We start from the raw sequence: 12,372 nt of genomic DNA, 5'->3' as shown, positions 1-12,372 counted from the left end.
CAACGGCGGCCACGGCTTCCCGTGGCCGCCGTTCCTGCTGTCCAGGTCGAAGACCTGGGCGGCGTCAGCCCTTGCTCGCGGCCAGGGCCTCGATCGCCTTGCGGACGCCCTCGCCGTAGGCCGCGTCGGCCTTGGTGCAGTTGGCGATGTGCCGCTCGATGGTCGCCTGCGAGGCGCCGTCGATCGCCCGCGCGGTGTTCTCGAAGAGCACCTGCTGCTGCTCCGGCGACATGTTGCGGAACAGGATGCCGGGCTGCTCGAAGTAGTTGTCGTCGTCCTCGCGGTAGTTGAACCGGTCGGCGACGGCACCCACGGCCTGCGCCGGGTCGCGGTAGGAGGCCTGCTCCTGCCAGCGGCCGTAGGAGTTCGGCTCGATGCCCGGGGTGGCGCCCTGGTTGCCGTCGATGCGCATGGCACCGTCGCGGTGGTAGGAGTTCACCGGGTTCTTCGGCGCGTTGACCGGGATCTGGTGGTGGTTCACACCCAGGCGGTACCGCTGGGCGTCACCGTAGGAGAACAGCCGGCCCTGCAGCATCTTGTCGGGCGAGAAGCTGATGCCCGGCACCACGTTCGCCGGGGTGAACGCGGCCTGCTCCACGTCGGCGAAGTAGTTGTCGGGGTTGCGGTTGAGCTCCCACTCGCCGACCTCGATCAGCGGGTAGTCCTTCTTGGACCACACCTTGGTCAGGTCGAACGGGTGGTACTTGTACGTGTCGGCGTCGGCCTCCGGCATGATCTGCACGTACAGCTTCCACTTCGGGAAGTCGCCGCGCTCGATCGCGTCGAAGAGGTCGCGCTGGTGGGACTCGCGGTCCTTGCCGACCAGTGCCTCGGCCTCGGCGTCGGTCAGGTTCTTGATGCCCTGCTGGGTGCGGTGGTGGAACTTGACCCAGAACCGCTCGCCCTCGGCGTTGATGAAGCTGTAGGTGTGCGAGCCGAAGCCGTGCATGTGGCGGTAGGACGCCGGGATGCCGCGGTCCGACATCACGATCGTGACCTGGTGCAGCGCCTCGGGGAGGTTGGTCCAGAAGTCCCAGTTGTTCTCGGCGTTGCGCAGGTTGGTGCGCGGGTCGCGCTTCACCGCGTGGTTGAGGTCGGGGAACTTCAGCGGGTCGCGGAAGAAGAACACCGGGGTGTTGTTGCCGACGATGTCCCAGTTGCCTTCGTCGGTGTAGAACTTCAGCGCGAAGCCGCGGATGTCGCGCTCGGCGTCGGCCGCGCCGCGCTCGCCGGCGACGGTCGAGAACCGGACGAACAGGTCGGTCTTCTTGCCCACCTCGGAGAAGATCTTCGCCTTGGTGTACCGGGTGATGTCGTTGGTCACCGTGAAGGTGCCGAAAGCGCCCGAGCCCTTGGCGTGCATCCGGCGCTCCGGGATGACCTCGCGGTCGAAGTGCGCCAGCTTCTCCAGGAACCAGACGTCCTGCAGCAGCATCGGGCCGCGCGGACCGGCGGTCAGGGAGTTCTGGTTGTCAGGGACCGGCGCACCGGCCACCGTGGTCAACGGTTTCTGGTTGTTCTCGGGCAAAACTCGCTCCTCGGTGGTGGGATGTTGGCTGGCTCACTCGGCACGGGAGAGGCAATCGGGGCAGATGCCCCAGAAGGTCACCTCGGCCTCGTCGAGCACGAATCCGTGCTGGTCCTCGGTGTGCAGGCAGGGCGCCTCGCCCACGGCGCAGTTGACGTCGGCGATGGCGCCGCAGTTGCGGCACACCAGATGGTGGTGGTTGTCGCCCACGCGCGTCTCGAACCGGGCGGGCGAACCGGCCGGCTCGATGCGACGGACCAGGCCCGCCTCGGTCAGCGCGCGCAGGACGTCGTAGACCGCCTGGGTCGACACCGAACCCAGCTCGCGGCGGACCGCCGTCGCGATGGTGTCGGTGTCCGCATGCGGATTGTCCGAGACCATCGTGAGCACGGCGACCCGCGGACGGGTCACCCGCAACGACGCCCCCTTGAGGAGGGCGGCGGCATCGATGGACGGCATGTACCCATACCTACCAGCTTTTCTGGAACGAATCAAATAAAGACGCGCGCGGTGCCCCTCCCGCAGCGGCGAAGAACCCCGCGCACGAGCGCCACACCAGGCACGACCTGGCCAAACGGGCCGAACATGCCCGAGGATCATGATTACCCGTGTGAGTGACGGAGGGCTGATGAGTGGGTGTCTACGTGTCGATCAGAGGCTGGCTGGAGTGCGACCAGAAGCAGCTCGCCGCCATCCGGGAGATCATCTCCGCGCACGACGACGACCACTACTCCCACGGCTGGGGCCTGCCCCGGCGGCACTTCAACTGGACCTGCTACGCCTTCTACGGCGGCGACGTCCGAGAGCTCGCGGTGAGCTGGCTGCTCGACCAGCTCACCGAGATCGCCCGGGTCCCCGCCTCCGACGAGGACGGCGACCGCGTCCGGGGCCTGTTCCTCGCGAGCCACGAGATCGACGGCACCAGCGAATGGCAGATCCGCGAAGGCCGAGTCCTGATCTCGCCCGCCGACGACCGGCACCGGTACCTCGACGTCTAGCCGTCTCTACAGACCCGTCGCAGGCCAGGTGACCGCGCCCCACCCGTCGAGGCGCACGTCGGCCCGCCGAGCGGTGCCCTCGGTCTGGTAGACCGCGCGCTCGGCGGCCATCCACGCGTGCCAGTGGCCGCGCGCGTCGTCGCCGTCGCGCTCGATGCCGCGATCGAGGCGCTCTGCGTCCTCCGCCTCGACCCACACCAGGAGCGTCGTGAGGTCGGCGAACCGCCGCGCTCCCGCCCCGCAGCCCTCGACGACGAGGTAGGGAGCGCGCGGAACATCGTGCCATTCCGCGAACGCGCCGGCGTCCCAGTCGTACCGCTGGTACCGCCCGTCCCGGCCGGCGGCCAGCGGATCGAGCACCTGAGCACCGAGCCGCTCAACGCCGCCGGCCATCCCGCTCCACCCCTCGTACAGATCGTCCATGTGCACGACCTGAGCGGGCAGCGCCTCCGCGAGCTGAGCAGCGAGCGTCGTCTTGCCCGAACCGGCGGGCCCGTCGACGACGACGAGCCGCCCCTCCCCGCCGGAAGGACCGAGCCGGGGAGAACCGGCGCGTGCCCACCGCACGAGCCCGGCCAGCACAGCAGACCCAACACTCAACGAAGAACCCCAACCACGACCCGCCGGACGAAACCACCGGGAGTATCACGGATCCGGAGCGCCGCCGGACCGCCGGGCACCGCGGAGTCAGAGGTCCGGCAGCGGATCCTGCGGAAAGCCCTGCGGCGACGCGATTTCCGCATCGGCGGCGTTGACCACGGCGACGTACTCGTCGTCGAGCTCGTAGTCGATGCCGTCCAGGCTGAAGTACGGCGTGGTCTGCGTGCTCACCGGGCCGAGAACGGTGTGGCGCGGAAGCCGCGCGACGACCGACTTCGGCACCTTCGTGGACCAGAAACCGGTCGACAGCACGGTGATGGCCGCGCGGCTCACGACGACCAGAACGCTCGACTGAATGCTCATCGGAATGGTGGCGGGAAAGACGTACCGGATCTCGTCGCCCTCATCCAAGAAAGCGCGGATTCGCTCGCGAACGGCCCCGGGAACAGGCATACCGGAAGATTACCAACGCCGACCCACCGGAAGAGCACCTTCGCGCGGCGCGCACGCCGCCTACGCCTTGAGCCCCGCCAGGATTATCCGCAGCCCAGCGCGGAATTCGGCCCCGGGTTCGCTCTCGGCGGCGGCGCGCGCGATCTCGATCAGCTTCGGAAAGCGTTCGGGCGGCAGGGTTTCGACCCGATCGATGATCGCCGAGAGGTCCTCGTCGCGCGCCGCGGACAGCGGGCCGGCGAGTTCGGCCTGCGCGAAACCCGTGATGAATCCGGACACCGCGCGGAACGCCACGAGAAGCTCGGCCCCGGACCGGCCGCCGCGCGCGAGCGCCTGCAACAGCGCCTCGGCCGGCGCGAGCGTGGCCACGTCGAGGCTGCGCCGGGTGAGGATCAGCGGGATGGCGTGCGGGTGAGCTCGCACGGCGCGCCACATCTCCTCCGCGACCGCGAGCGCCTCGTCCGCCCAGTCGCCGGGAGGTTCGGCCGCCCAGCTCGCCTGGGCCATCACGGCCTCGGTGACCAGCTGCTCCAGTCCTTCGCGCCCGTCCACGTAGTTGTAGATCGTCATCGGACCGGTGCCCAGCGCCGCCGCGAGGCTGCGCATGGTCAACCCGGCCAGCCCCTGCTCGTCGACCAGCGCCAGGGCGGCGGCCTGCAGCTGCTCCCGCGTGAACTTCCTGGGTGCGGGCATACCCCTCCTTGATTAAGTACGTCGTACGTGTTTGACTCGACGCCGTTCACGTACAACGTACCTAAAGCGAGGCGCGATGACGATCCGCACGACCTTCCGCTCCGGCGACGACCGGTGCGCGGCGTGGCTGACGCTGCCGACCGGCCCGGGACCGCATCCGGTCGTCGTGCTGGTGCACGGCGGCGGGGCAACGCACGAGATGATGCTCGGCCAGTACGAGAAGTGGTTCTCCGACGCGGGCCTGGCTGTGGTGGCGTTCGACTTCCGCCACCTCGGCGAATCGGGCGGCCGGCCGCGCCAACTGGTGAGCCGGCGCCGGTACGCCACCGACGTCGACGCCGCTCTGGCGTTCGCCCGCTCCCGCCCCGAACTCGACCCCGGGCGGATGGCGTTGTGGGGAACGTCCTTCGGCGCGAGCCACGTGATCGCGGCGGCCGCTCGCCATCCCGAGCTCGCCGCCGCGGTCGTGCAATGCCCGGTGCTCAACGGGCGCGCGGTCGTCGCCCGGGCAGGAGTGCGGCACCTCGCCCGGTTCACCGTGCCGATCATCTCCGACCTGGTGCGCACCGCGCTCCGCCTTCCCCGGCGATATGTGCAGCTCGTGGGCCGGCCCGGCGAGCTGGCGTTCGTCAACCAGCCCGGGGCGCTGGAGGGCTGGCAGTCGGTCACGCCGCCCGGCTACCGGTTCGACAACCGGATCACTGCCAGCTCGGGGCTGGACATGTTGTTCTACAACGCGTCCGCGCAAGCCGCGCGCGTGCGCTGTCCACTGCTGGTGTGCGCGTGCGACCACGAGAACCTCATCGATCCGGCGATCGCGGCGAAGGTCGCCGCCGCCGCACCTCGCGCGGTCCTCAAGCACTACGACGCCGACCACTTCACGATCTACCACCCACCGGCCGTCGGGCAGGCCGTAGCGGATCAGATCGCTTTCCTGACCGGGCACCTCAAGCCGGAGGCGTAGCGAAAAACCGTTGTGGCGCGCGCTCATCGCGGTGCTAGCCTGCGCAGCATGTCTGGCGCTTCTGCCGCGGCCGCTGCCGCTGTCACGAGGACGCTCCGCTAGCGGCGGTGCTCTCCTAACGCTCCGCCGCTCCACGTCATGGACCGGAGCGGCCTCTTCGTGCTGCTCAGATTCCTTTCGGATATCGGAGCACCCTCTTGACCTCAGACATCTCCAATCCACGCCGGGCTGACATCCGGGCGTGGTCCGTTCTCGGCTGCCTCGCCACGCTGCAGTTCCTCATCGCCATCGACGTGACCGTGGTGAACGTGGCGCTGCCGTCGATCGGGGCGGGCTTGGGCGTCAGCGCCCGCGAGCTGACCTGGGTCGTCGTCGCGTACACGATCACCGGCGGCGGACTGCTGATGCTCGGCGGCCGCCTCGGCGACGTGCTCGGCCGCCGACGCGTCCTGATCGCGGGGACCGCGCTCTTCGGGGCCGCCTCGCTGCTCGCCGGCCTCGCGCCGTCGTTCCCGTTGCTGGTGGTGGCGCGGCTTCTGCAGGGCGTCGGCGAGGCGCTCGCGCTGCCGGCGTCGATGGCGACGATCGTCCTGATGTTCCCCGAAGGCCCTCGCCGCTCGCGCGCGCTGAGCGTGTGGGCGGCGGTGGCGAGCACAGGTCTCGTGGTGGGATTCGTGCTCTCGGGGATCATCACGGAACTCTACGGTTGGCGGTGGATCTTCCTCGTCAGCGTTCCGTTCGTCGTGCTGGTGATCATCGGTGCCATCGCGCTCGTCCCCGCGGACAGTGCCGTCGCACGCGGTCCGCTCGACCTGCCGGGTTCGCTGCTGCTGACGCTCACGCCACTGCTGTTCGCGTTCGGCGTCATCGAGGCGGGCGAGGGCGGCGCGGCCCCGTGGATCACGGCCGTCGCCCTGATCGCGTCGGCGGTGTCCGGGACGCTTTTCGTCGTGGTGGAAAAGCGATCGGCGGAGCCGCTGATCCCGCTGACGTTCTTCCGCAACAAGACGCGGGTCATGGCCAACCTCGCCACCGCGCTCCTCAGCGCGGCGCTGTCGACGTCGTTCATGCTGTTCACCCTCCACCTTCAGCAACGCGCCCTCCTCACCCCGCTAGAGGCGGGGCTGACGCTCCTCCCGCTGGCCATTTCGCTCGTCGCGGCTGCGACGTTCGTGCCTCGACTGCTGGAACGTTGGGGCGCCAGGGCATGCGCGGGAGCCGGAATCGCCTTGACCGCAGCGGGAATGGCGGCGATCGCGATCCCGTCGTCCGGCGGAGCGGGCGCGGCGGCGACCATCCCGGCGATGGTGCTGATCGCGGCGGGCATGGGCTTCGGCCTGGTCGGGCTGCAGTACGCGGCGGTCACGGGCGTGACCGAAGAAGATGCGGGAGTGGCATCGGGAGTCCAGCGAGCGGCGGACCAACTCGGCGGCTCAACGGGAATCGCCCTCTACATCGGCATCGCCTTCGCCCCGACCCTCGCAACGAGCATCGACCCCTTCGTCACGGCAAGCGCACTCGCCGTCACCGGACTGACGGCGGCCTGGCTGATCACCCGACGAATCACGATGCCCGAACCGGAGGAGGAAGCTAAATCCCCACAAGCGTGATCAACGCCTGAAAAGCGGTCAGGGCCGATGCGAACCCGCACCGGCCCTGACCGGGTTTGCTTCCACCAGCCGACACCGCCCGCAGCAAGAACCATCAATTCTCAAGCACCGACGTTATTGACTACCGCAGCCGCAGCTTGTCCAGCGCGCGCGGGTTGGTCTTGGCGCTGCCGCGTTGGACGGAGTAGCGGATGCCGTTGTAGACGAGGTCCCAGAGGGCTTGGTTGGCTTGGAGTTCTTTGGCGTCGAGCCAGAGTTCGGTGCCTTTTTTGTCGGTGAGCTGGATGTCCCACGACAGCCCGCCGCTGGTGCCTTCGACCTTGATCTCGGTGAGTTCATAGAGGTCGACGTAACCGCTTTTGATCGCGAGCCAGTCGGCTCCTGCTGAGATGCCCCAGCGGTTGCGGGAGATGATCCAGAGTCCCCAGAGGGGTGCGACCGCCACGACGAACATCCAGAGCCAGGGTGTTGTCCAGATCCAGTCGAAGCCCCAGTCCATGAGGCACAGGATGACGAACATGATGGCCGAGACGATCACACCGGACAGGAAGGCGCCTTCGTTGGAGCGGTGGTACCACTCCAACACCGGGCCCCGGCCCTCTGGCGCTTCCGGCAACCGCGCGAACCGAGCGGACCGTCGCGGCAGGTCTCCCCAAGCGGTGAACCTGGGCGCTTGGGGCGGTCGCGGCTCACCGGTTTTCGGGTTTGGTCGGGGTGTGGCGGTCACGGCAGTCCTCACCGGGTCATCTTCGGGTTGATCTCTTCGAGCTTCTTCCCGATGTTGATCATGTCGTCGCCGAACTCATCGATCGCGAAGCCGACACCGATGCCGACCACACCTCCGATGATCGCACCAGGCGGGCCGCCGACCGCCGCACCGACGACCGCACCGGAGAGCAGACTGCCTGTGCCGCTGGCGACGGCGATGGTCGGGTCTTTGCCTTGACCGATGTCGTAGCCGACGCCGACCGCCGTCGCGACGAACCCGATTCCTGGGATGATCTTGCCCATTTTGGTTGCCCCGATGAGGAACGGGCTGGGCGCCTTGACGTTCTTGGGCAGGAGTTTGGCGTCCAGGAAGCCAAGGGCGTTACGGACCCGCGGAGGGAATCGGCTGATCACGTTTGCCGCGCGTGTGGACATCGCCTGGTCGATGGCGTCCTTGGCGCGCAGGTCGTTCGTGATCTGGATTGCCGCCGCCTTGGTGCGGTTGGCGAGGCTGAGGTTCTGGCTTGTGGTCAGGTTCGCTGCCCGCTCGGCCTTGGCCAGCGCGTCGTCGGCAACCTGGTGGAACTTGCTGGTCCGCACTGCGGTCGCTCCGATGAAACCACCGGAGATGTCGGTAAGCGTCAGCGACAGCTTCACCGGGTCCAACACGCCGGTCAGGAAGCGCACCAAGACGTGTTGGGACTGCGACTCCTTGTCGCGCGCGTCCTTCACGATCTGAGCTGCCTCGGCGTAGGCCCGGGCTTTCTTGTCGAAGGCCGCTTGCGCTTGGACTCCTGCGGCGTGTTCCTGCTGTTCCTGCGGTGTCGCGGCTCGTCCTTGGGGCAGGGCCTTGGGATCGGGCGGCGCAGGCCCCGGTTCCTCGATCTTGAATCCATTGATCACGAGTCCGCCCTCGGCGGCAACGTCGCGGGCGCGCTGCATCATGGCCTTGACCGTGTTCAAGTCGTCGGCGTGGGTCTGCAGCTCACGGCAGGTGTCCTTGAGTGCGCGGACTTCGGTGTCGGCCATCTTGCCGGCCGCGATCAACACGGCACGGAACCCGTCGGCTGCGGCGCCCTGCCAGCCGCCCTCGGATTCGGCGCTGGTGAGCTGGATCTGCCGTGCGGCTTCTTCGACGCCTTCGGACTGCGCGTTCGCCCAGTCACACACGGCGGTCAGGCTGTCGGGATCTCCCTTGACTTCGGTGTCCAGCGACATGAACCAATTACCTCCCCCAGTAAGCCCTAGCGCGGTTGCTCAGCGTTGAGCTCGGTGGCCTGGATTTCGACCGCGTGCTCGTAGTCGGTCTCGGCGTACACAGCCTGGCTCTCCGCGGTCGCATCGCCCACCGCGGCCAGACCAGTCGAGATGTTTCCGAGTGCCTCGGTCAACAGAGCGAGCGCCCCGTGCACGGCACCGGTGATGACGCCGGCCTGCGGGTCTGGCGGCGGGTTTGCTCCACCCTCCAGGACCGCGCTGGCATTGCGCAGCCTGCCCGCCAGCGCGCTCAGCAACGCGGGATCAGCATGCAGATCAGACATCATTCCCCCTGCTGGAATCTCGTGCTGCGTTCTTCGATCGGCAAGGCGGCGTCCCACACGACCACATCCGCATCACTGCGGCTCTTGATGTCTTCGATCTGTTCCCCTCGGACAGCAACCCAGGGTTGGCCGTCGCCGCAGCCCTCGACGAGGTGCTCAAGCGAGGTGAACGCCAGCAGGGCACGCTGCCCGTCTGGGGTGTGCCGGAGTTCCACGGTCACGTCGGTGTTGCCTTTGGTGACGCGTTCACACGGGATGTACGCAGTCGCGGGGCTTTCCTCTTCCTCCAACGGTGCGGAAAACTCGGAGCCGATCACCGAGGGCGCCACGTCTCCGTGTTCCCGCATCACGTCCCTATCGCCGTAAGCCAAGCGTTCCCCCTAATTCGGCGGTTTTCCCAGGTCGGCACGATACCGAGACGATCTTGCTCGTCGGCGTTCATGGCGTCACATCACTCAAACGGCGCAGACACGACAACGGCCGGCGCCGTAGATCATCTCTACCGCGCCGGCCTCGGACTGGAACAGCGAAGAACTACTCAGTCATCGGCTTCGTCCTGGTCCTGGTCGATCTTGCTTCCGATTCCAGTGGCTACGGGCTCGACTTCAACGGACGTCGGAATCGGCGGCCCGGTCACCTCGAGCTGATCGTCAAGCGGGTCGGGCATGCGGTGGCTCCTTTCGAGCATGGACGGAATTGGGTGGCCGGTCGGCGCCCTGGGAGAGCCCGCACCGACCGGCCGAGCTCGATGCCGACGATCGGGGACATCGACATCGAGCAGCTTTGAAACTCAGGCGCCACGGCGGCGCGGACCGATCCGCGAGCGCAACCACGACCGCGCTTGCGCAGCGACATCCGACTCATCAACCCAGCTGCGTCCAATGTGGATAGTTTCGATGAGGTGGTCGTCCTCGTGCGAGCTGCCGATATCGCCGCGATGCACGGTGAGATAACCGGCACCACGCCCCCAGCGGAACGTGTAGACCTCAGTCGGCGATACCCGTTCGACACGCCACGCCATCGGCAGGAACCGCTTCGGCCCCCTCGTGCTCATAGCGCAGCGCGAGACAGGGTCGGCGCAGAATGCTCGCCAAGCTGCAGCGCAGCCTCTTCGGCGGCTTTGCCGGCTGCGCCGCGAGGCCGGAACTGGACACCGGCCTCGGCGAGCATGCGGTGCACGATCCCATAGGACCGTCCGGACTCCTCGCAGAGTTGCCGAATGCTCGCGCCTTTCTCGTATTTAGTTCTGAGGACGTGCGCGAGCCTTTCGCGCGCAGCTGGCTTGAGTCGAGTGCCAGTTTTGATCTTCCGCATGGCAGGACTTCCTCCTGAGAGCTCCTGCAACTCCTTGGATCGAGTCGACACAGCTACACCACCCCCACGATCGCCGCGATCCTGGCCGCAACGTCCTCACGCAACGCGTGACGACCCGTGCTCTCGACTTCGCTGCGCTCGCGCTCGACCCGGCTGAGTAGATGGGCGACCGTCAACCCGCCCCCACCTGCACCCGTGTGCTGGCCCGCAGGCTCGGCGACGTACATCCGCCAGACAACAAGCACGAGCAACGCGAGAGCGGGCACCATGCCCGCGAGGAACAGCAGCAAATGAGACACCCCAGCTCAATCCTTTCCGAAGCATCGCGGGCACCGAGGCAGGCGCCCGATCACAGATGGATGCGGCGGCGTACACACAGCTCCGCAATCAGCGAGCCCCAGCCACACCTGGCCGAACGGGAGCCGCCGCGTGTTGCCGGGCGCAACCCGGTGAAGCCGGGCGGTGAACAGTCCCGGCCACCATTCGCCCGAAAACCCAGTCATGCCAAGACATCGCCAGGCACCCACAGACCACTCGGGCACGAGCGCGCCAACGTCGGAGCACCCGGCGAGCCATGAGGCGGGAGTTCGAGCAGGCCGAACACGACGTCGGGCACTGGTCCATGCCGATGCCACAGGGCGGGAGGAGTTCGATCAAGTTCGAGGTCCTCGATCCGAAACCGCGCCCCGATGGCCTTTCCCGGCGCCTCAGCCATGTACATATCCATCGCACCGGCTGACACCCGAATCCCCTGCACAGCGAGCAAGTTGTCCAGCGTGGGCAGGTGCCGGAAGCGGAAGCCTGCCCGGGCACTCGCCTCGACAGCCTCGATCGCTGCTCGATGAGTCGAGTCAATATTTCTTCTCAGGAATTCCCGACTCAGAAGCATCATGTTGCCAGCACTCCTCTCGTCCACTCGAACCGCCGCTCGAAGCCTCAGATGCCTCGCCTGCATGTCTGCCACTTCCTCGCGATGAGGCTTCGGTAACCTGTCTCCCAGCGCTTGGCGATCAACATAGACCATGACGGAAGACACAGTCAGGAATTCCTAGTTCGAAATAGACCGATCGGGGTAGTTGGTTCGCGGCGCCGGTTCGGTGGAGGATGGTGAGCATGGTCAACTCAGAAGCTCTGAACCCTGCCGTCAGGCGGGTGCAGCTCGGGATCATCCTTCGGCTGCTGCGCGAGCGCGCCGAGCTCAAGCCGAAAGACGTCGCGCCCAAACTGGGCTGGTACGTCGCGAAGGTAACCAAGCTTGAAAAGGGGGACGTGACGATCAGCCTGGCGGAGGTCGACCGACTCATCGAGCTCTACGGGGTCGAGGGCGGAGAGGCGGAAAAGGTCCGCCGGCTCGGGACCGAAGCACGCAAGCGCGACAGGCCCTCGCGCGTACCCGACTGGGGACAGACCTACGTCGCGTTGGAGACCGCCGCAGCCGAGGTCAAGGTCTACGACAGCGAACTCATCCCTGGAACACTGCAAACAGAGGACTACGCCCGAGCAGTCCTCTCGCTGTCGGTTGCAAATACCGCCGACGAGATCGAGGCGCGGGTGACGGAGCGCGTGCTACGCGGCAAGCGACTCCATGCCGATAACCCGCCCTCGCTGTGGGTGGTGCTTGGCGAGGCCGCGCTGTACCGGGAAGTTGGCGGTCGGCACGTACTGCGTGCCCAGCTCCAGCACCTCGTCGAGATCGGCCAGCTTCGCCACGTCACGATCCAAGTACTCCCGTTCAAGACTGGCGAACACATCGCGCTCGGGACGTCGTTCACGTTGATCCATCTCGCCGACCCGGTGGCAACCTTTGCCTACCTCGAAGGACTTACGGACGCCGATTACCTCGACCGGCCCAGCCACACGGCCGTGTATGCCGAAGTGTTCGATAAGCTGCGAGTGACAGCACTCGGCGACAGAGAGTCGGCGACGTTGCTCGAACGGCGGATCGAGGACCTCACCTAGGAGG

At 67.2% G+C, this 12,372-nt stretch carries 17 protein-coding genes; 4 read left to right on the top strand and 13 right to left on the bottom strand.

What is annotated here, in order from left to right; genetic code table 11:
* Positions 1–64: 64 nt before the first annotated feature.
* Together ACWEV3_RS34800 and ACWEV3_RS34795 are read right to left on the bottom strand one after the other, a co-directional pair.
* Complete coding sequence (locus ACWEV3_RS34800; RefSeq protein WP_452617965.1) at positions 65–1,528, bottom strand: catalase; 1,464 nt, start codon at positions 1,526–1,528, stop codon at positions 65–67.
* Positions 1,529–1,561: 33 nt separating this feature from the next.
* Positions 1,562–1,987 carry a Fur family transcriptional regulator gene (locus tag ACWEV3_RS34795; RefSeq protein ID WP_452617964.1) on the bottom strand — a complete coding sequence of 142 codons (426 nt, stop codon included), beginning with the start codon at positions 1,985–1,987 and terminating at the stop codon, positions 1,562–1,564.
* A gap of 185 nt (positions 1,988–2,172) precedes the next feature.
* On the opposite strand from ACWEV3_RS34795, the gene ACWEV3_RS34790 reads away from it, so the two are divergent.
* Entirely contained in the window at positions 2,173–2,526 is a 354-nt protein-coding gene (locus ACWEV3_RS34790) for a hypothetical protein (RefSeq protein WP_358577103.1), read from the top strand.
* 6 nt (positions 2,527–2,532) lie between these two features.
* On the opposite strand, the gene ACWEV3_RS34785 is transcribed toward ACWEV3_RS34790, so the two are convergent.
* The 3 genes from ACWEV3_RS34785 to ACWEV3_RS34775 all read right to left on the bottom strand — a co-directional run bounded on the left by ACWEV3_RS34785 (position 2,533) and on the right by ACWEV3_RS34775 (position 4,272).
* Complete coding sequence (locus tag ACWEV3_RS34785; protein ID WP_452617963.1) at positions 2,533–3,126, bottom strand: uridine kinase family protein; 594 nt, start codon at positions 3,124–3,126, stop codon at positions 2,533–2,535.
* 87 nt (positions 3,127–3,213) lie between these two features.
* Positions 3,214–3,489, bottom strand: coding sequence for a hypothetical protein (locus tag ACWEV3_RS34780; RefSeq protein WP_452617962.1), 276 nt, complete (start codon positions 3,487–3,489; stop codon positions 3,214–3,216).
* Positions 3,490–3,639: 150 nt separating this feature from the next.
* On the bottom strand, positions 3,640–4,272 hold the full coding sequence (locus tag ACWEV3_RS34775) for a TetR/AcrR family transcriptional regulator (protein WP_452617961.1): 633 nt from the start codon (positions 4,270–4,272) through the stop codon (positions 3,640–3,642).
* A gap of 76 nt (positions 4,273–4,348) precedes the next feature.
* Here ACWEV3_RS34775 and ACWEV3_RS34770 point away from each other — a divergent pair, with 76 nt between their 5' ends.
* Entirely contained in the window at positions 4,349–5,236 is an 888-nt protein-coding gene (locus tag ACWEV3_RS34770) for an alpha/beta hydrolase (protein WP_452617960.1), read from the top strand.
* Between the two features lie 197 nt (positions 5,237–5,433).
* Positions 5,434–6,846 carry an MFS transporter gene (locus tag ACWEV3_RS34765; RefSeq protein WP_452617959.1) on the top strand — a complete coding sequence of 471 codons (1,413 nt, stop codon included), beginning with the start codon at positions 5,434–5,436 and terminating at the stop codon, positions 6,844–6,846.
* 121 nt (positions 6,847–6,967) lie between these two features.
* Here ACWEV3_RS34765 and ACWEV3_RS34760 read toward each other — a convergent pair whose 3' ends face one another.
* From ACWEV3_RS34760 to ACWEV3_RS34725, 8 genes are all read right to left on the bottom strand, one after another.
* The gene (locus ACWEV3_RS34760; protein WP_452617958.1) at positions 6,968–7,432 is read right to left on the bottom strand and encodes a hypothetical protein; all 465 of its coding nucleotides are present in this window, start codon (positions 7,430–7,432) and stop codon (positions 6,968–6,970) included.
* Between the two features lie 149 nt (positions 7,433–7,581).
* Entirely contained in the window at positions 7,582–8,772 is a 1,191-nt protein-coding gene (locus ACWEV3_RS34755; protein ID WP_452617957.1) for a hypothetical protein, read from the bottom strand.
* 26 nt (positions 8,773–8,798) lie between these two features.
* Positions 8,799–9,098 carry a hypothetical protein gene (locus tag ACWEV3_RS34750; RefSeq protein WP_452617956.1) on the bottom strand — a complete coding sequence of 100 codons (300 nt, stop codon included), beginning with the start codon at positions 9,096–9,098 and terminating at the stop codon, positions 8,799–8,801.
* Positions 9,095–9,466: an SAV_915 family protein gene (locus ACWEV3_RS34745; protein WP_452617955.1), complete on the bottom strand. Its 372-nt coding sequence runs from the start codon at positions 9,464–9,466 to the stop codon at positions 9,095–9,097. Before ACWEV3_RS34745 ends, ACWEV3_RS34750 begins: the two co-directional genes overlap by 4 nt.
* Positions 9,467–9,633: 167 nt before the next feature.
* Complete coding sequence (locus tag ACWEV3_RS34740; protein WP_452617954.1) at positions 9,634–9,762, bottom strand: hypothetical protein; 129 nt, start codon at positions 9,760–9,762, stop codon at positions 9,634–9,636.
* A 383-nt stretch (positions 9,763–10,145) separates the two neighbouring features.
* Positions 10,146–10,409: a helix-turn-helix domain-containing protein gene (locus ACWEV3_RS34735; protein ID WP_452617953.1), complete on the bottom strand. Its 264-nt coding sequence runs from the start codon at positions 10,407–10,409 to the stop codon at positions 10,146–10,148.
* Between the two features lie 53 nt (positions 10,410–10,462).
* The gene (locus ACWEV3_RS34730; protein WP_452617952.1) at positions 10,463–10,708 is read right to left on the bottom strand and encodes a hypothetical protein; all 246 of its coding nucleotides are present in this window, start codon (positions 10,706–10,708) and stop codon (positions 10,463–10,465) included.
* Between the two features lie 200 nt (positions 10,709–10,908).
* Entirely contained in the window at positions 10,909–11,301 is a 393-nt protein-coding gene (locus ACWEV3_RS34725) for a hypothetical protein (protein WP_452617951.1), read from the bottom strand.
* 221 nt (positions 11,302–11,522) lie between these two features.
* On the opposite strand from ACWEV3_RS34725, the gene ACWEV3_RS34720 reads away from it, so the two are divergent.
* The gene (locus ACWEV3_RS34720; RefSeq protein WP_452617950.1) at positions 11,523–12,368 is read left to right on the top strand and encodes a helix-turn-helix domain-containing protein; all 846 of its coding nucleotides are present in this window, start codon (positions 11,523–11,525) and stop codon (positions 12,366–12,368) included.
* The last annotated feature ends 4 nt before the right edge of the window (positions 12,369–12,372 follow it).

This window comes from Saccharopolyspora sp. NPDC003752 (assembly GCF_053605825.1).
This window is presented reverse-complemented; position numbering and strand designations above follow the sequence as displayed.

Coding starts and splice junctions, on each gene's coding strand:
- ACWEV3_RS34795 (WP_452617964.1), bottom strand. CDS start 1,987: ATGCCGTCCATCGATGCCGCCGCCCTCCTCAAGGGGGCGTCGTTGCGG.
- ACWEV3_RS34780 (WP_452617962.1), bottom strand. CDS start 3,489: ATGAGCATTCAGTCGAGCGTTCTGGTCGTCGTGAGCCGCGCGGCCATC.
- ACWEV3_RS34775 (WP_452617961.1), bottom strand. CDS start 4,272: ATGCCCGCACCCAGGAAGTTCACGCGGGAGCAGCTGCAGGCCGCCGCC.
- ACWEV3_RS34770 (WP_452617960.1), top strand. CDS start 4,349: ATGACGATCCGCACGACCTTCCGCTCCGGCGACGACCGGTGCGCGGCG.
- ACWEV3_RS34755 (WP_452617957.1), bottom strand. CDS start 8,772: ATGTCGCTGGACACCGAAGTCAAGGGAGATCCCGACAGCCTGACCGCC.
- ACWEV3_RS34750 (WP_452617956.1), bottom strand. CDS start 9,098: ATGATGTCTGATCTGCATGCTGATCCCGCGTTGCTGAGCGCGCTGGCG.
- ACWEV3_RS34740 (WP_452617954.1), bottom strand. CDS start 9,762: ATGCCCGACCCGCTTGACGATCAGCTCGAGGTGACCGGGCCGCCGATT.
- ACWEV3_RS34735 (WP_452617953.1), bottom strand. CDS start 10,409: ATGCGGAAGATCAAAACTGGCACTCGACTCAAGCCAGCTGCGCGCGAA.
- ACWEV3_RS34725 (WP_452617951.1), bottom strand. CDS start 11,301: ATGATGCTTCTGAGTCGGGAATTCCTGAGAAGAAATATTGACTCGACT.
- ACWEV3_RS34720 (WP_452617950.1), top strand. CDS start 11,523: ATGGTCAACTCAGAAGCTCTGAACCCTGCCGTCAGGCGGGTGCAGCTC.